Source organism: Thalassospira xianhensis MCCC 1A02616 (assembly GCF_003326475.1).
GTDB classification, from domain to species: Bacteria; Pseudomonadota; Alphaproteobacteria; order Rhodospirillales; family Thalassospiraceae; genus Thalassospira; species Thalassospira xianhensis.
This window is the reverse complement of record NZ_JPWA01000015.1, coordinates 100,688-117,255: the sequence shown is the minus strand read 5'-3', so window position 1 is coordinate 117,255 and position 16,568 is coordinate 100,688. Positions and strand designations below refer to the sequence as shown.

The following is a 16,568-nucleotide window of genomic DNA, read 5'->3' as shown; positions in this document are numbered from 1 at the left end:
TGGCGGGGCTGCCGCCGGTGCGGGTTTCTCGGGCTCTGGCTCCGGTTCCTGAATATCGGGATCGACTTCGGTCGCATCGAAAATTGCCTGTAACCGTTCGTCGTCAGTCATCGGCACTTCTTCGGCGGGTGCTTCCTCGACCGGGGCGGCTGCTGCCGGTGCGGCGCTACCTCCCATGATCGTGCCGGTATCGGCAAAATGGTTAAGCCGCGCGATCAGATCGGCATCGTTGCCGTCCGGTTCTGTTTCGTTCTGCTCAAGCTCGCTCAGCAGATATTTGATGGTGTCGATGGACTCAAGAACGAGCGTCACCGCATCCGGCGTTACGACCAGTTCACCGTCGCGAATTTTGCCGAGCACGTTTTCACCGGCATGCGCAACAGCTTCCAGTCGTGGCAAACCAAGGAACCCGCAAGTCCCTTTAATGGTGTGCACCAGGCGGAAAATATTCGACAGAATATCCGGATCATTCGGATTTTGCTCCAGTTTCACCAGTTCGACGTCAAGCGTAGACAGGCTTTCCGAAGTCTCTGTCAGGAATTCACTTAAAAGATCGTCCATATACCCCCTCCACATCTCCGACAGTCAGACGCTGCCGGAACAGGAACGCCCATCCCTACGACCAGTGCGCGAAACACACGTTCAATCCGTTACTTACGTAGAACCTAGCACACGGTATTACCAGACCCGCAGGTCTTTTTTTTAATCATAGATCAATGCAACATTTCCGTCGTCTTGCAAGACCGAAAGCGCACCACCGGTCCGATGCGCAAGATTTCGCAGGAAAAAGCCATGCACGGTCCGGGGATCAAGCTCTTCCGGCGACACTTCGTTTTTCATGACATTTTCGATATCCGGCCGGAATGCCGCCCGTTTACCCGCCGCATTAACCGTAATTCTGCCTTCGGATTCGCGCGTCACACGGATATCCCCGCCAAACGGCAGGGCTTCACGGGCCAACATCACCATATTAAGCACAAGCCGTCCATGAGCTGGATCAATTCCAATCTCGTCCCATTGCAAGGTCACCTTGCCTTCGGCCTCGAAACTCTGGGCAACCGCATCACGCATCGATTTTGTATCAACACTGTTGCCCGCGCGACCGAATGCCAGCCGGAACAATTGTAAACGACGCGCGGCCTCAAGCCCGCTTTTGCGCATCAGCGCAAGCGCCTCATCATCGGCAACACCAGCTTCCCCCATCAGTTCTGCACCGGCATTCACAGCCCCCACCGGCCCGACAAGGTCGTGGCAAATGCGCGAGCTGATCAGCTCGATCAGGATCAGTTCCACTGCTCTGTCCTGTTCCATATAACGGGTATCTCCAAGAATTCTGTTCAACAGGTCCGCACCGCTTCCTCAAAGCAATGCGCGGTTTGCACAGTACCTTCAGGCGATATTCGGGACGAACCGGACCGGGCAACTGCAATCCGCGCCCAGATTGCAGCCAGATGTGTTAAAACCTTCTTTAGCCCCCGGATTTTTGCCGCATTTGCAAACCGGCAAATTTTACCCGGTTCCAAAATATGTGATTGCCATCATTGCACAGCATTTGTTCCCGGCGTATTGCCTGACTATATTGAAGATACCGACATCAGACAAAAGAGCATGATCATGGATTTCCTGCTGACCCCTGGCACCATTGTCCGCCACCCCGGTCAACCCGATTGGGGCCTCGGGCGTATTCAGGCAGTCGACGGCGACAGGATCGCGGTGAATTTCGAAGAAGCCGGGCGCCAGATCATCCGTCCGCGCCATGTCGTGCTTGAAATTGTCGAGGCCGCGGTCGGCTACGAATAAGCGCGTCACCATGCTTGCGCATGGCACGGAACTTGCTGAAATGAAAATGTTAAACATTTCGGCGTATTAAACGAAATTTGATACGCAAGGTCGCATGCATCAGGCTACCGGGCGAAGCCACCCCGGGTGCACTGGCTTCAATGATAACAGGGTCGGAACGGGAAATGATTGCAATCGTCAAACCACCGCGGGACAGCTTCAAACAGCGTCACTACACCGCCGCATTCTCTGTGCTCGAACAATTTGCCGCTAGCCTCATGGAACAAGCCAAGGCCCATGGCGGAACCGTTAGCACTGATCAGATTTCAAGCGCGCTTGAGACCCTGCGCGGGCAGGACAAGCTGTTTGATGCGGCATGGATGACGCTTGAAACCGATATCGATACCGTCAAGGCCCGTCAGAATGCGGCTGTTCGCCACGATCCGCTGGGCCGCCTTTTGGTCAGCCGCTTTGCCCATCAGCTTGAAGGCCGCGAAGCAGGCGATCTTGAACATGGTGCACTGTCACGCGAAATCCTGCAGCCTTTCTTCAAGGTCATTCGCATGATGGTCGGCATGGATATGCTTCAGGAAATCGACGGCGAAATCCAGACCATCATCGACCAGCATGCCGACGAGGATGACGAACTTCGTGATCCAACTGATTACTGGGATCATCTGGCAGAAGAACCACAAGTCGCCAACCGGCTTAATCTCGTATTTGCGCGCATGGCGCTGCATTTCAAGGATTACGAACGCCGTAAACAGTGGATGATCCAGCTTATTAACGACAATCTGCCGCATGGCGATCATGCCTGGGTCTTTACCGAAGAGCACTGCGCGCGTCTGCTGCGCTCCCTGTTCCGTGATGTTCGCGCTGCCCTGTCCAAGCCGGAACGTTCGGCAGAACTAGTGGCCAAACTTGGCAGCGAGAATGTCGAAACCCTGCGCAATGTCATGGCAGCCCTTGATCGCGATATCGCTGCCCTGCATATCCGCGAAGCCGATAACTGGAAATAGGCAATCGCGCATTCATCGATCACAAAAAACCGCGACCGATATTCATTCCTCGCGTTTTTTTTCATGTGCCATCTGACGGAAAGGTGATGATTTCATCACAAATCGGGGTGGCCAAATCGATCCCCCCTGTGCAAAAGTCGAACTTGCGCACTACATAGCGTTTCCGGACCCGCAAAACAGAAACAAGCGCCATCGCCATGACCAGACCGCTGATCGACAAATATGGCCGTCACGTATCCTATCTACGGGTATCGGTGACGGACCGTTGTGACTTCCGCTGCACCTATTGCATGGCCGAAAGCATGATCTTTCTGCCAAAATCCGAAGTCCTGACACTTGAGGAGCTCGATCAGCTTTGTTCAGCCTTTATCGCACGCGGTGTGCGCAAATTGCGCCTGACCGGGGGCGAACCGCTGGTGCGCCGTGGCATCATGGATTTGATCAAGGATTTGTCGCGCCATCTTAAATCCGGTGCGCTTGATGAACTGACCATGACGACGAATGGCAGCCAGCTTGCCACCTATGCCGATGATCTGGCGCGCCTTGGTGTCAAACGGCTCAACATCTCGCTTGATAGTCTTGATCATCAGAAATTCGCCGAAATCACCCGCCGCGGCCGCCTTGAACAGGTGCTAGGCGGGCTTGAAGCGGCCAAACAGGCCGGGCTCAAGATCAAGATCAACACGGTCGCCCTTCGCAATTTTAACGAAGACGAAATTTCCCGTCTTGTCGCCTGGTGCGGCAAGGAAGGCTTTGATCTTTGCCTGATTGAAACCATGCCGCTTGGCGATATTGACGGGGATCGCACCGATCAGTATCTGCCTCTGACCGCTGTTCGTGAACGGCTGGAACAGGAATATACCCTGGTGCCCAGCAACCATGTCACGCCGGGTCCCGCACGCTATGTCACGGTGGCGGAAACCGGCGGGCGTCTTGGTTTCATCACGCCGCTTACCCATAATTTCTGCGAAGGCTGCAACCGCGTGCGCGTGACCTGCACCGGCACACTTTACATGTGCCTTGGTCAGGAAGACCACGTTGATCTGCGCACAGCCCTTCGTTCGGGCGAGCCCGAGGCCCTTGACCGCCTGCTTGACGAGGCCATGCTGCTTAAACCCAAAGGCCATGATTTTGTCATCGACCGCAAGGGCCAGAAACCGGCAGTCGGCCGTCATATGAGCATGACCGGCGGCTGATCCGGACATCACTCCATTCCAGTCACAGGCACAAAATGAAAATTCTGATTGTCGGCGGCGGTATCGCCGGTCTATCGGCGGCCATTGCCCTGCAAGGCGACGGACACGACATCACAATTGCCGAAACCCTGGATGGTTGGAAACCAGCCGGGGCGGGGTTGCACCTGCCCGGCAATGCAGTGGCAGCCCTTCAGACCCTTGGCATTGATCAGGATGTTGCCGCCAGATCCAGTGCTTTTCCAAGACTGGATTACTTCGATCATCGTGACAGGAAGCTGTTTGCACTTGAAACCGAACGGCTTGGCTGGCCGTCATTTCAGGCCCTGACGCGCAGCGACTTTCACGAAATCCTGTGCGCCAAACTGACAACACCTACCATCCGGTTTGGCCTTTCCGTGTCGGCTATTTACAATGCCCCCGATCAGGCACAGATAACTTTCACCGACGGCAAGAGCAGCGGCTTTGACCTTGTGATCGGTGCAGATGGGATCAATTCAGCAGTTCGGCGTCTGGCTTTTGGCGCGGAACATATCCCGCAGCCGACCGGATATATCTGCTGGCGCTGGATCACGGATTATCCCTTTGGTCTGACCGCGCCCAAATTCATCATCGGCCACGGGCAGGTTATTCTGGTGATGCCGGTCGGTGACGACCAGTTTTACATCTATGCGAGCACCTATGATCCGGGCGAAAGAATACGTGACTTGCCGCCCAGTGAACTTGCCGCACACTTTGCCCGGTTTGATGGCCCGGTACGTGATATGCTAAGCGAAATCGGCACGGACACAGTCATTCACGAAGGCCGTCTTCAGCAAATGGTCATGCCCGAATGGGTTGCGGGGCGTGTTGTTCTGATCGGCGATGCGGCACATGGCACCCTTCCGACCATGGCGCAGGGCGCAACACAGTCTATCAAGGACGGTCTGGCACTCGCGAATGCCCTTCGGGCGACATCCGATATCAATGCCGCGCTTGCCGATTGGCAGGCCGCCCGCCTGCCCGAAGCACACTGGGTGCAGCAACAATCCCTGCAACGCATGGGTTTTGCGAAAATCCGCGGCAAGGCGGGTGTTTGGTTGCGCAATACCCTGATGCGCAAGATTGGTCCAAAGATTGTTGCGTCGGGTTTCCGCCCTCTTATTGACGGCACGGCCGGCACGCATAGGAACTAAACCGATACATTACTGGCTTCAACCATTGCCGCCATCGCGGCGGCGCGGCTTTCAACCGCCAGCAAATGCGCAGGGCAGCTTATGCAGTCCGAACTGCCAAAACCCGCGATTGGCACTGTAAAGCCGGACAACGCCTCCAGTGCCATGCGCAAATCGCATTCACACCCGCGGGGTACCGCCAATGCTGCAACGACCCGCCCGATACCGGTGGTCAGTTCATCGACATGCCAATGAGGCTTTTTATCCAACCGGCAATGGTGTTTGACACGGGCGGCGATGCCACCCGGCCCGTTGGCCGAACCGCAATAAAGATAAGTTCCCTGGCGCAGGATAGCCCCGGCGAAGCGTTTGTTACGTAAAACCAAATCAGCAGAAAGATCAATCACGAGAATGTAGGCTCCGGCAACTTTTGGAAGCTGCCGGAGGGTTTCGGGATTCATGTCCGCAAGAAGCTCAGTCGCTGTCACAGCAGCAGATCAACCGAAAGACCAGGGCCACGCGTGCCGTTGGCAAGTACGGGTTCGCAATCCTCGTTGATCCGCGAAGCGATGCGCTGTCGCAAGGCGCTGAAACGTTCTGATGTCACGACATCAACCGGCTGATCCAGATGGACTTCGACCCGGTAGACACCATCGACCGGCGTTTTCGTGACACCGCGGATTTGACCGCACACTGCATGCCCCAGATAAGACCCGGCAAAGCGTTTGCCGATACCAAGATCGGCAATCCGGACCGGTTCGCGTTTGCGCGTCATTGCAATCGCAGTGTTCCAGTCGCGAAATCCTTGGCTTTGCGCCAGAAGTTCAAGGCTGCCGGCGTGGGAAACCGTCATGTTACGGCTGGCAAGTGCGTTGCGCAGGCGTTTTGCCTGTGCCTTGAGCATACCGGCAGAATCACCCGATCCAATTTTCGCGAAATCGGCTGATGTCTGCTCCGGTGTTGCGGACAGGTTTTGGAAATTTTGGCTCATTTTCGTCTCCTGACAGGAGGCCGGGTGTCCGCATTGCCGGTCCGGCGTCAAAGAAGACAGGGAACCGATAAAATCGTCTGCATCACTTTACCAAGGGCAAATGCCCGGCGGACGGCCGGTGTGAGCAACCGCGATTTTCCTAGCGCAATCTGCCGCGGAACACAAGCATCGCCGTATCTTTGACCTTGTGAAGCACTTCGCGGCTTGCAGAAATTGACAGCCCCCACAGGGACAACATATACCAGAATTAACAAATATCGCCGGGCACCCGGATGGATGCGCAAAACAGGGCGCAAGGGTGTCCGACCAATTATAAGGAATTAACGCCATGGCCATGGAAGCCCACGAAATAGAAACGATGATCAAGGAAGCCCTTCCCGATGCACAGGTCCGCATCGAGGATCTGCGCGGTGATGGCGACCATTATGCTGCAATTGTTGTATCCGAGTCCTTCCGCGGCAAAACCCGCGTGATGCAGCACCAGATGATCTATTCCGCACTCAAGGGAAAAATGGGCGGTGAACTGCATGCCCTTGCCCTGCAGACGTCTGCGCCGGAATAAGCTCCGGCTGAAAATGACCGCTTGCGAACGCCACCCCTGATCGCATCCGGCCAGAATCACGACGGGCGCCGACGGCATTCGGCGCCCTTGATGTTCCCGATCTTCCCGTGACTTTGGGTCGGCCCTGCCGACTAACGATTGTTTTGCCAGTACCGGCACCTGCCATTTGGCCCCACAAAATGACCATGGTTCAATAACGATGACCTCATCCCAAAAACCGGCTTTGATCGGTGCCGGACCACTGGCCGGGCTTGGTGCCTTTGTCATCTGGGGCTTTCTGGGCTTCTATTTCAAAATCATCGATTTCGCGAGCCCGTTTGAAATTCTCGCCCATCGTATTCTGTGGTCCGCGATCCTGACATTAACGCTGGTTTTTGTTTTGAAACGTCGCGCCCGGTTGTGGGAACTGCTGTCATCCAGGCGCACCATGAGACTTTTGTTTCTGAGCAGCTTGCTGATTGCCGGAAACTGGGTGATCTATATCTGGTCGGTTCATATCGGACATGCGCTTGAAGCCAGCCTTGGATATTACATCATGCCGCTGATCATGCTGATCCTTGGCCGCATCTTCTTTGGCGAAAAACTCAATCGCACCCAGATCGTCTCGGTGCTGATCTGCTTTGCCGGGGTCCTGAACCTTCTGGTGTTTTTCGGCTCTTTGCCATGGATCGCACTTAGCCTGTCCTTGCTGTTTGGCTTTTACGGGGTGATCCGCAAATTTGTCCCTGCCGACCCGATTGCCGGGCTTTTTGTCGAATGCCTGCTGCTATCCCCAATGGCATTTGGCTATCTGGTCTGGCTTGGCATGTCGGGCAATATGGCCTTCGGCAATCTGGGAATCGGCAATGATATTTTGCTGATATCGCTTGGCGCGGTAACGACGATTCCGCTGGTGCTGTTTGCCTTTGCTGCCCGGAACATGAAGTTTTCCGCTCTTGGCCTGATGCAATATCTCAACCCGACGATCCAGTTCTTCGTCGCAGTGTTGCTGCTTGGCGAAACCTTTACCGAGGCACATATGATAACCTATGCGCTGGTCTGGGTCGGACTTGGCATTTTTACATGGGATAATCTGCGGACCGCACGGCAATTGCGCCGCAAGAGTTGACAGAACCGCCCCTTCCAGCCATATCTTCGGCCATAAAACCATAACCTGAAATATCGCGGCAGAGAGATCGCCGCCTTTGCAGCCAAGGACAACCAACATGACCGACAATCCGGTTTTTGATCGCATCCAGAAAGACATCAACGATAACGACGTCGTTCTGTTCATGAAGGGCACCTCGATGTTCCCGCAATGCGGTTTCTCGGCCGCCGTCGTTCAGGTCCTTGCCGAACTCGGTGCGCCGTTCAAGGACATCAACGTTCTGGTCGACCCGGCAATCCGTCAGGGCATCAAGGACTTCTCGAACTGGCCGACCATTCCGCAGCTTTACGTCAAAGGCGAATTCGTTGGCGGTTGCGACATCGTTCGTGAAATGTATGCCTCGGGCGAACTGGCCCAGCACCTGAAAGACAAGGGTGTTGCTGTCGCTGCCTGAAAAGGCAGATGATACAGACCCGATCCGGTCTGACAGTCGATGATCTGAAACGCGCCGGGCATCCGCACGGCGCGTTTTTTATTGCACTGCTGCGCTTCCCATCACCTCAAGCCGTGCGTGCATATGGGCCGACGTCGTAAAACTCTTCCTTGAAGGCCCTGTTTGCCTGTACCATCTTGCAAAAGGGAATTCGTTTTTACGAACAGGGCGTTGGGCGGGACATTATGAAAAAAACAACAAAGATTCTGATGTGCCTCGGGCTTTGGCTCCTTGTGGCTGGCACCGTATCGGGCATGACAGATACGGCACATGCGCAGGCTGCCCTGGCCACAATAGCCACCCAAGATCAGGATCAAACCACAGAAACAGCCGATCCGTCCGATGATGCCCTGTCTGATACGGCAGAAACGACCTTCAGCTATTATGACTTCCTTGATGCCGGGGTTGCACGAACCCGCGAACAGATCGCAGATACGGTAACCGGTCTCGAAACCTTTCCCGATGAAATGGCACGAACCGGTGATTTTCTCTCATCGGATATTGGCCGCAGGGGGCTGATACGCCTTGCGCTGTTTACCGTGATTTTTGTCGGTGTCGGATTGATCATCGAATTCCTGTATCGCCGGGCTGCCGCGCCGCTTTGCAGTTATCTTGAATCCCAGCACCCCACCCGGTTTTTCGACCGACTACGTCAAATGGCGCTTCTGTCCGTCCTGTCGCTACTGTCCTTGACGGTTTTTGCCATCGGCTCGATCGGTGCCTTCATGATCTTTGACTGGCCGCCTCTGATGAAGGGGGCGCTTCTGTCAATGCTCGCCGCGTTCTTTGTCCTGCGTCTCGTTATGATCGTACTGCAATTCCTGTTTGCACCACAGGCCGAAGGCCTTCGGATGATCAATGTCGATCCACAGGCCGCATCAACACTTACACGCACCATCACCATCGCAAGTGGCGTTTCGTTATTTTCCTTTGCTCTGGCCGGGGTTTTCCGGCAATCACCGGCAATGGTGCATGGCGACATCATCCTGTTTGATATCGCGGTCGTGATCAGTGTCCTGGCCTTCTGCCTTGCGACGGTTTCGCTGGCACGCTATTTCACCAGAAATCGGCTCACGGGCGCAGTTGAAAAGATTGCCCTGCCCGTATCGCTTGCCCGTTTATGGCCCGTCATTGTCTGTGTCTATCTGATTGCACTCGGCGCGACGACCATTCTGGCGGCAGACCGCTTCATGAAGTGCCTGCTGGCGATTGGCATTGCCTGCCTGTTTGATGCGATTTTCCGCAACATCATCGAAAGCCAGCATCGCAAAAAAGCCCGACTGGCCGAAGCCGAGGCAGATGCGATCAATGCCCGTGCCGAAGCCGCCGCGATTGAAGCCGAGGAAGAATTCAAACCAGTTCAGCCGGATCTACCAGTCTTTACCCCGGTTCTGAAACGTGGTGTGCGGTTACTCGCCATCGTCTTTGTCCTTGCCAGCTTCTGGCGCATCTGGGGGTTTGATCGCCTTGCGCTGGCCGAGGATGCCGGAATCATTGCGCGGGCGCTTGATGCCTCGACAGAGATCATCATGATCCTGTTGATTGCCGACCTGGTCTGGTCTCTGATCAAGGCATTCCTTGACGAACGCATGAGCCAAAGCGGCGCTGGCAACGGGCATGGCGACGGCGAAGGTGGCGGTACCGGGTTATCGCGGATTGAAACCCTTTTACCGCTTCTGAAAAACTTCGCGCTTACCGTCATCGTCATCATGGTGGTGATGGTGACATTGTCAGCACTCGGCGTTGATATCGGCCCGTTGATCGCCGGTGCCGGGGTTGTTGGCCTTGCCATCGGCTTTGGCAGTCAGGCGCTGGTACGTGACGTGGTCGCCGGGGTTTTCTTCCTGCTTGATGATGCCTTCCGGCTTGGTGAATATATCGAGGTCGATAACCTGCGCGGGCGGGTCGAAAATATCTCAATCCGGTCAATGCAACTGCGCCATCACCGTGGCCCCCTCCAAACCGTGCCCTTTGGCGAAATCAAATCGATCATCAACCACAGCCGCGACTGGGTGATCGTCAAACTTGAATTCCGTGTGCCGTTCGAAACCGACATCAACAAGATCAAGAAACTGGTCAAAAAGCTGTCTGCCGAACTGCTGGAAGATCCGCTGATCGGCGACAGCTTTATCGAACCACTTAAATCGCAGGGCGTGCGCCGGATGGAAGAATTCAACATGGTGATCGGGCTTAAATATACCTCCAAGCCCGGTGAACAATTCACCATCCGCAAAACCGTCTATCAAAGCGTTCTGGCGATGTTCAAGGAAAACGGCATCCACATGGCATCCCGCAATGTGAAGGTCGATGTACCCGACGATGCCACAGCAGAACAGAAAAAAGAAGCGATTGCCGCCGCCGCACAGCAGGCATCCGAACAGGTCGCCCCACCAAAGGGCTAAGAACCCAAAACCCGTCGAGCGATCCAAAATCAAAAGCCCCGCATAGCAAACTGTGCGGGGCTTTTTTAAACAGGCTGACAAAACAAGACGCCCGCTTTTTCCAGCGGGCGTTTTGTGTTCGTCTTCGCGAAATCCGATATGGATTAACGCGAGTAGAATTCGACGACCAGGTTCGGCTGCATCTGAACCGGGTACGGGATTTCTGCGAATTTCGGAACGCGAACGAAGGTGCCTTTGAAGGCCTTCGCGTCAACGTCGAGATATTCCGGAACGTCGCGTTCGTTCAGGTTGGCAGCTTCCATAACCATCGGGATTTCGCGCGAAGCCTGTTTGACTTCAACAACGTCGCCTTCTTTAACAAGGTAAGAAGGAATGGTGACTTTCTTGCCGTTGACAAGAATGTGGCCGTGGTTAACGAACTGACGCGCTGCGAACACGGTCGGAACGAATTTCATGCGGTAGATAACGGCATCAAGACGGGTCTCGAGAATACCGACCAGCGTTTCGGAAGTATCGCCCGGACGACGCGATGCTTCTTTATAGTAACGCAGGAACTGTTTTTCGGAGATGGAGCCGTAGTAGCCTTTAAGCTGCTGTTTGGCGAACAGCTGGGTGCCGTAATCGGTCGGCTTTTTACGGCGGGTCGCGCCGTGCATGCCCGGTGCATATTCGCGCTTGTTCAGCGGCGATTTTGCGCGGCCCCAAAGGTTCACGCCAAGGCGGCGGTCAATCTTATGCTTTGCAGCAATACGTTTCGACATTTTGTAACTCTCTTTTTTAAGATCACTTTATTGTCCCGATAGTTTCCTGTTTCGGTTACCCCAAACAGGAACGGGGACGAAAACACCCGTTTCGCCCCACTTTCTCGGAAGTGAGGCGCAATATAGAGATCAAGACCGCAGAGTCAAACGAAAAGAATCACCCAAACACCAGCCTTGCCGCCATGTCCGCGACCGTCACGCTTTGAATTTGCCGCCCCGCATAGCAACGATCATGCCGCGAAGTGTCTGAACTTCCTGATGGGTCAGGTTGGCGCGGTTGAAAATATTGCGGATATTGCGTGCCATATTCGGGCGTTTTGCCTCCACCCGGAAGAAGCCGGAATTGTCCAGTTCCGCCTCAAGATGTTCGAACAGACGGTCAAGTTCGTCCCGGGTGGCCGGAAAAGTATCGTTCATCATCATCTGGTAGTCGGGCACATCAACACCGGCCTGCCACCATTCATACCCGATCAGCAGCACGGCTTGTGCAAGGTTAAGTGATGTGAAGCCTGGGTTCAGCGGCACGGTTACAACCGCATCGGCCATCGAAATATGTTCGTTGCGCACACCGGTGCGTTCCGGGCCGAACATCACACCCACCTTTTCCCCGCGCGAGACATTGGCGCGCATTTCAGGCGCCAGCCCCTTTGGGGTAAAGACCGGCTTGATCGCGTCGCGCGTCCGCGCGGTCGTGACATAAACCCGGTTCAGATCCGCCAGCGCATCTTCTTCGCGCTCGAACACCTTGGTATTGTCGATGACAATATCAGCCCCTGATGCGTTGGCCGTCGCCCGTTCATTGGGCCAGCCATCACGCGGCCGCACAAGCCGCAGATCAATAAGCCCGCAATTAAGCATGGCGCGCGCCGCCTTGCCGATATTATCGCCAAGCTGCGGTTCAATCAGGATGATGACAGGCGGATTGGCTATACCGCCGGTTTCGGGTCTTGCGCCATCCGGCATAGCCGCGTCTGCGACGTCGCTCATCGCTTGAATTCTCCGGTCTTTGCATGGGGTGAAGTGCGAGAATGCCCGTCAATATTGGCGTTTCTTTACCAAAAGCCAACCAGCAACGCCAGTTCCTAATCATCGCGATCATCTCATGATGACCTGCCCACTATCAGGCGTTCAATCCGTCCTGTGTTACCCAACATTCGCGCGCATATTGCCCTGGTGGAATTCCGACGTGTCGCGAAAACGCGATACTGAATGCACTTGCCGAACCATATCCGACCCGTTCCGCGACTTCCGCAATTCGGCAGCCTCTCTTTGCGAGTTCCCGCTTGGCGACCATCATGCGCCACGAAAGTAAGTACTCGATTGGCGCCATCCCCACCGTCCTCGTAAACCGATTAAAGAAAGCCGATCGAGAGAGGGAAGCTTCTTTTGCCAGCGTCGCGACAGACCAAGAATATCCGATATTTCCATGGATTTTACGCAAAGCCGCAACGATCCGGTCGTCTGCCAAGCCCTTCAACAACCCCGGGGGTGCATCCTTTCCGGGTGCAGATCGCAATGCTTCGATCAGCAGGATTTCAACCAGCCGCGACAGCACAAGCTCCCGACCGGGTTTCCATTCCCTTGTTTCTTCAACGATAACCGCAACCAGCTTCGTAAGCCGGTCAGCACCGCGCAAATGAACAAGCCCCGGCAACAAAGATGTCAACAACCCTGCATCCGGTGAATTGAAGATGAAATAGCCCCCAAGCAGGCGCACATCGGGCGGGCCGCTCTGCCGACCATGTCGCACCTCGTCGCTGCGGGTTGCAGCAACTTCAGAATCAATCATTTCGGGCGTCGTCGCCTCAAACCCGGACATTGTAAAAGCTGGCGTTTCGGAAAGCAGAATAAAATCTCCAACCTCAAGCCGGATGCTGTCATGACCATCCACGGCCAGTCGGCAACTGCCGTCCATCACGACACAGAAACTCGGATATCCGAACGGCGAATAGCGCACAGCCCATTCTCCCGCACCGCTGATCCCTTTGGAAAAAACGGCATTTGGCTGCAGCAGGCGAATGATTTCGACAAGTGGGTCGCTCAAAACAGGACCAATTCTTATTAAAAACGGATGCTCTATTATAGAAAGTCCTGACATTTTTGATATCTCTATCTGCAGAAAATAACCAAAACGATATGGAAAAAAATGCCATCAATACTGATCACAGGCTGCTCATCAGGCTATGGCCTTGAAACAGCCAATCTGTTCCATGCCAATGGCTGGAACGTCATTGCCACCATGCGAACGCCACAAGAGGATATCCTGCCGAAATCTGACAGGATCAAAGTGCTCGCACTTGACGTTACGGACCCTCAATCAATCGCGGCAGCAATTGAAACATGCGGCCCGATTGATGCCCTGGTAAACAATGCCGGTATCGGGCTTTTCGGTGCCTTCGAAGCCACCCCCATGAGCACAATACGCGAGATATTTGCGACCAATACATTTGGCAGCATGGCGATGGTTCAGGCCGTCTTGCCGCAATTCCGATCCCGAAAAAGCGGTACCATCGTTAACGTGACATCCAGTGCGGTACTCGCACCCATGCCGCTTGTCGCAGCCTACAGTGCAAGCAAAACCGCGGTCGAAGGATTTACCGCATCGCTTGAGCTTGAATTAAGAACTTTTGATATCCGGGTAAAACTTGTACAGCCCGGCTACTGCCCGGACACGCAGTTCTCCGCCAATACCGGCGCGCGGATCGTAATCCCCGAAGCATACAGCACCTATGCACAGGATGTGTTCACAGCCTACCAGCAACCCGACGACGTGACGACCGCAACTGATGTCGCAGATACCGTCTGGCTGGCCGTCAACGATACATCAGACCAGCTGCGCTTTCCCGCAGGGGCAGACGCCAGAAAACTGGTCGGTGTGTCGGGTTAAGCAGCCCTTGAAACGGCATTAGATAAAAAAAGGGCACGAATCAAACCGCGCCCTTTTTTTCACGATCAGATCAGTTTTCTGATCACGCGTGCTGGCTACGAACACCGGACTTGAACAGTTTATAAGTAATAGAGTCCCGAAGCGCGTTATAGGACGCTTCGATAATGTTGGTTGAAACACCAACCGTTGACCAGCTATTGCCCTCGGCATCCCGGCTTTCGATCATGACGCGAGTTACTGCGCGCGTGCCATCGCCACGTGTTATGATGCGGACCTTATAATCGATCAGTTCGATCTGCTGAACGGCTTCGACATATTCCGGCACCGTCAGAAGCACCTTGCGCAATGCCGCGTCAAGCGCGTTGACCGGGCCGTTGCCCTCTGCCACGGACATGAACTGCCCGTCACCGACCACCACCTTGACGGTCGCTTCGGACATGGTGATGACCTGTTCGTCCTGCTCATCCACCCAGCGGCGTTCGTCAATCACGCGGAACGATGTCACACGGAAATAACGGTCAAGCTCGCCCAGTGCCTTGCGCGCCAGAAGCTCGAAACTAGCTTCGGCCCCATCATAGGCATAACCGTCAAATTCGCGTTGCTTGACCGCTTCGACAAGCTTGCCGACCGCATCGGATTTCGGGTCGACTTCGACCCCGATTTCGCGGAACCGGGCCAGAATGTTTGAACGCCCCGCCTGATCCGACACAAGGATATGACGCTGGTTCCCGACAAGTTCCGGTTCGATATGCTCGTAACAGGCAGGGTTCTTTTCCACGGCTGAAACATGCAAACCGCCCTTATGCGCAAAGGCGCTATCCCCGACATAGGCTGCCTGACGGGTCGGCTCGCGGTTAAGCCGTTCATCAAGAATATGAGAAATCCGGCGCAGATGGGTCAGCTGTTCGTGTGAAATGCCAACGTCATAGCCCATCTTCAGCATCAATGTCGGGATGATCGAAATCAGGTTGGCATTGCCGCACCGCTCACCAAGACCATTCAGCGTACCCTGCACCTGCCGTGCCCCGGCGCGAACCGCAGCCAAAGAGTTCGCCACCGCATTTTCGGTATCGTTGTGACAGTGAATGCCAACATTTCCGCCCGGAACATGGGTGCAGACATCGGTGACGATATCGAAAATCTCGTCCGGCAAGGTACCACCATTGGTATCGCACAGGACAACCCAGCGCGCACCGGCCTCATAGGCTGCCTTGATCGCGGCAAGGGCATAGTCGCGGTTGGCCTTGTAGCCATCAAAGAAATGCTCGGCGTCGAACATGACTTCGGAAACCTGGCTTTTGAGATGTGCGATGGATTCCGAAATCATCGCAAGGTTCTCCGAAAGCTCGATCCCGAGCGCCTCGGTCACCTGAAAATCCCAGCTTTTACCGACCATGCAAACAATCGGCGCGCTTTGGGCCAACGTTGCCAACCCCGGATCATTGGATGCCGAACGGCCTGCACGCCGCGTCATGCCAAATGCCGTCAGTTTCGAATTTTTAAGCTTCGGCGGATTGGCAAAGAATGCGTCATCGGTGGGGTTTGCGCCTGGCCAACCGCCTTCAATATAGTCAATCGACAGCTCGTCCAGTGCCTTGGCAATTGCGGTTTTGTCCGCTGCCGAAAAATCCACGCCCTGGGTCTGCTGCCCGTCGCGCAAGGTACTGTCGTATAGATAGACGCGCTTGTCTGACATATTCATTCCAAAACTGATCGATCTTCTCTTGTTCCGGCATATGCCGGACGGTCTGGCAAATTGCCGCAAAACCGTCATTTACGCAACCGCATTACAAGACATGCTAATTATGCGCTGCTTTTTGCCCAAAATCGCCTAATTGCCCACCTTTAGGATAGCAAACCTGTCCCCCTGAATGGTTGTAAAGGCATGGTAGTAATGATTAACTCTACCATACATTGTGAAGTGACTGGGAATACACCCCCATTTCTTCGGGCTTCGCATGGATAGGGACACCAAGATGGCATTGAAAGCCGCCGAAGATTTTGACGTTATGCTGCTTGCGGGTCTGACCTGGCACCGTGCCGGCAAAAACAGCTGGACGGCGTCCGACCGTTTCGCCGCCTATACGATCTTTCTCGAACCTGATGACCGCTGGTATGGTCAATGGGAACGTGACGGCGAAAAAACGGCGGCGGACTGGTCCTGTCCTACCCTTGAAACCTTTGCCGAATATATGGTCGACAACGCCCGTCGCCAGAATATCGACGGCATGGATTGAAAT

The 16,568-nt window shown here is 54.8% G+C and carries 18 protein-coding genes; 10 read left to right on the top strand and 8 right to left on the bottom strand.

Annotated elements, in window-relative coordinates; genetic code table 11:
* On the bottom strand, positions 1–561 hold a 561-nt coding region (locus tag TH5_RS13760), incomplete at its 3' end, for an Hpt domain-containing protein (protein ID WP_208638450.1).
* Positions 562–702: 141 nt separating this feature from the next.
* Positions 703–1,311, bottom strand: coding sequence for a histidine phosphotransferase family protein (locus TH5_RS13755; protein ID WP_114122338.1), 609 nt, complete (start codon positions 1,309–1,311; stop codon positions 703–705).
* Between the two features lie 297 nt (positions 1,312–1,608).
* Between TH5_RS13755 and TH5_RS13750 the strand changes: the two genes are divergently transcribed.
* The 4 genes from TH5_RS13750 (at position 1,609) to TH5_RS13735 (ending at position 5,166) form a co-directional block, all read left to right on the top strand.
* On the top strand, positions 1,609–1,800 hold the full coding sequence (locus TH5_RS13750; protein ID WP_341866615.1) for a DUF3553 domain-containing protein: 192 nt from the start codon (positions 1,609–1,611) through the stop codon (positions 1,798–1,800).
* A 164-nt stretch (positions 1,801–1,964) separates the two neighbouring features.
* The gene (locus TH5_RS13745) at positions 1,965–2,798 is read left to right on the top strand and encodes a hypothetical protein (RefSeq protein WP_114122347.1); all 834 of its coding nucleotides are present in this window, start codon (positions 1,965–1,967) and stop codon (positions 2,796–2,798) included.
* Between the two features lie 197 nt (positions 2,799–2,995).
* A complete protein-coding gene (moaA, locus tag TH5_RS13740) occupies positions 2,996–3,994 on the top strand; it encodes a GTP 3',8-cyclase MoaA (RefSeq protein WP_114122337.1) in 999 nt (332 codons plus the stop codon).
* A gap of 35 nt (positions 3,995–4,029) precedes the next feature.
* On the top strand, positions 4,030–5,166 hold the full coding sequence (locus tag TH5_RS13735; RefSeq protein ID WP_114122336.1) for an FAD-dependent monooxygenase: 1,137 nt from the start codon (positions 4,030–4,032) through the stop codon (positions 5,164–5,166).
* Here the strand turns inward: TH5_RS13735 and TH5_RS13730 are convergent.
* Positions 5,163–5,606 carry a GIY-YIG nuclease family protein gene (locus TH5_RS13730; protein WP_167443554.1) on the bottom strand — a complete coding sequence of 148 codons (444 nt, stop codon included), beginning with the start codon at positions 5,604–5,606 and terminating at the stop codon, positions 5,163–5,165. The two genes, TH5_RS13735 and TH5_RS13730, sit on opposite strands and share 4 nt — an antisense overlap.
* Before the next feature lie 23 nt (positions 5,607–5,629).
* Positions 5,630–6,136, bottom strand: a complete 507-nt coding sequence (locus tag TH5_RS13725) for a glyoxalase superfamily protein (protein WP_114122334.1) — start codon at positions 6,134–6,136, stop codon at positions 5,630–5,632.
* A gap of 328 nt (positions 6,137–6,464) precedes the next feature.
* On the opposite strand from TH5_RS13725, the gene TH5_RS13720 reads away from it, so the two are divergent.
* The 4 genes from TH5_RS13720 to TH5_RS13705 all read left to right on the top strand — a co-directional run bounded on the left by TH5_RS13720 (position 6,465) and on the right by TH5_RS13705 (position 10,680).
* Positions 6,465–6,698, top strand: a complete 234-nt coding sequence (locus TH5_RS13720; protein WP_062952934.1) for a BolA family protein — start codon at positions 6,465–6,467, stop codon at positions 6,696–6,698.
* A 199-nt stretch (positions 6,699–6,897) separates the two neighbouring features.
* Complete coding sequence (gene rarD, locus TH5_RS13715) at positions 6,898–7,806, top strand: EamA family transporter RarD (protein ID WP_114122333.1); 909 nt, start codon at positions 6,898–6,900, stop codon at positions 7,804–7,806.
* Between the two features lie 97 nt (positions 7,807–7,903).
* Positions 7,904–8,239, top strand: a complete 336-nt coding sequence (gene grxD, locus TH5_RS13710; protein WP_007091305.1) for a Grx4 family monothiol glutaredoxin — start codon at positions 7,904–7,906, stop codon at positions 8,237–8,239.
* Positions 8,240–8,463: 224 nt separating this feature from the next.
* Positions 8,464–10,680: a mechanosensitive ion channel family protein gene (locus TH5_RS13705; protein WP_114122346.1), complete on the top strand. Its 2,217-nt coding sequence runs from the start codon at positions 8,464–8,466 to the stop codon at positions 10,678–10,680.
* A 143-nt stretch (positions 10,681–10,823) separates the two neighbouring features.
* Here the strand turns inward: TH5_RS13705 and rpsD are convergent, their stop codons facing one another.
* The 3 genes from rpsD to TH5_RS13690 form a co-directional block, all read right to left on the bottom strand.
* A complete protein-coding gene (gene rpsD / locus TH5_RS13700; RefSeq protein WP_062952936.1) occupies positions 10,824–11,441 on the bottom strand; it encodes a 30S ribosomal protein S4 in 618 nt (205 codons plus the stop codon).
* 195 nt (positions 11,442–11,636) lie between these two features.
* Complete coding sequence (locus TH5_RS13695) at positions 11,637–12,428, bottom strand: RNA methyltransferase (RefSeq protein WP_114122332.1); 792 nt, start codon at positions 12,426–12,428, stop codon at positions 11,637–11,639.
* A gap of 133 nt (positions 12,429–12,561) precedes the next feature.
* Positions 12,562–13,485 carry an AraC family transcriptional regulator gene (locus TH5_RS13690; RefSeq protein WP_208638449.1) on the bottom strand — a complete coding sequence of 308 codons (924 nt, stop codon included), beginning with the start codon at positions 13,483–13,485 and terminating at the stop codon, positions 12,562–12,564.
* 102 nt (positions 13,486–13,587) lie between these two features.
* On the opposite strand from TH5_RS13690, the gene TH5_RS13685 reads away from it, so the two are divergent.
* Positions 13,588–14,328 (top strand): SDR family oxidoreductase, encoded by a 741-nt coding sequence (locus TH5_RS13685; RefSeq protein ID WP_114122330.1) that lies wholly within the window; start codon positions 13,588–13,590, stop codon positions 14,326–14,328.
* Between the two features lie 82 nt (positions 14,329–14,410).
* Here the strand turns inward: TH5_RS13685 and cimA are convergent, their stop codons facing one another.
* Positions 14,411–16,024: a citramalate synthase gene (gene cimA / locus TH5_RS13680; RefSeq protein WP_167443553.1), complete on the bottom strand. Its 1,614-nt coding sequence runs from the start codon at positions 16,022–16,024 to the stop codon at positions 14,411–14,413.
* 280 nt (positions 16,025–16,304) lie between these two features.
* Here cimA and TH5_RS13675 point away from each other — a divergent pair, with 280 nt between their 5' ends.
* Positions 16,305–16,565, top strand: a complete 261-nt coding sequence (locus TH5_RS13675) for a hypothetical protein (RefSeq protein WP_062952942.1) — start codon at positions 16,305–16,307, stop codon at positions 16,563–16,565.
* Positions 16,566–16,568: the final 3 nt, after the last annotated feature.

Coding starts and splice junctions, on each gene's coding strand:
- rpsD (WP_062952936.1), bottom strand. CDS start 11,441: ATGTCGAAACGTATTGCTGCAAAGCATAAGATTGACCGCCGCCTTGGC.
- TH5_RS13705 (WP_114122346.1), top strand. CDS start 8,464: ATGAAAAAAACAACAAAGATTCTGATGTGCCTCGGGCTTTGGCTCCTT.
- TH5_RS13735 (WP_114122336.1), top strand. CDS start 4,030: ATGAAAATTCTGATTGTCGGCGGCGGTATCGCCGGTCTATCGGCGGCC.
- cimA (WP_167443553.1), bottom strand. CDS start 16,024: ATGTCAGACAAGCGCGTCTATCTATACGACAGTACCTTGCGCGACGGG.
- TH5_RS13725 (WP_114122334.1), bottom strand. CDS start 6,136: ATGAGCCAAAATTTCCAAAACCTGTCCGCAACACCGGAGCAGACATCA.
- grxD (WP_007091305.1), top strand. CDS start 7,904: ATGACCGACAATCCGGTTTTTGATCGCATCCAGAAAGACATCAACGAT.
- TH5_RS13675 (WP_062952942.1), top strand. CDS start 16,305: ATGGCATTGAAAGCCGCCGAAGATTTTGACGTTATGCTGCTTGCGGGT.
- TH5_RS13745 (WP_114122347.1), top strand. CDS start 1,965: ATGATTGCAATCGTCAAACCACCGCGGGACAGCTTCAAACAGCGTCAC.
- TH5_RS13750 (WP_341866615.1), top strand. CDS start 1,609: ATGATCATGGATTTCCTGCTGACCCCTGGCACCATTGTCCGCCACCCC.
- TH5_RS13720 (WP_062952934.1), top strand. CDS start 6,465: ATGGCCATGGAAGCCCACGAAATAGAAACGATGATCAAGGAAGCCCTT.
- moaA (WP_114122337.1), top strand. CDS start 2,996: ATGACCAGACCGCTGATCGACAAATATGGCCGTCACGTATCCTATCTA.
- TH5_RS13755 (WP_114122338.1), bottom strand. CDS start 1,311: ATGGAACAGGACAGAGCAGTGGAACTGATCCTGATCGAGCTGATCAGC.
- rarD (WP_114122333.1), top strand. CDS start 6,898: ATGACCTCATCCCAAAAACCGGCTTTGATCGGTGCCGGACCACTGGCC.
- TH5_RS13695 (WP_114122332.1), bottom strand. CDS start 12,428: ATGAGCGACGTCGCAGACGCGGCTATGCCGGATGGCGCAAGACCCGAA.
- TH5_RS13685 (WP_114122330.1), top strand. CDS start 13,588: ATGCCATCAATACTGATCACAGGCTGCTCATCAGGCTATGGCCTTGAA.
- TH5_RS13730 (WP_167443554.1), bottom strand. CDS start 5,606: ATGAATCCCGAAACCCTCCGGCAGCTTCCAAAAGTTGCCGGAGCCTAC.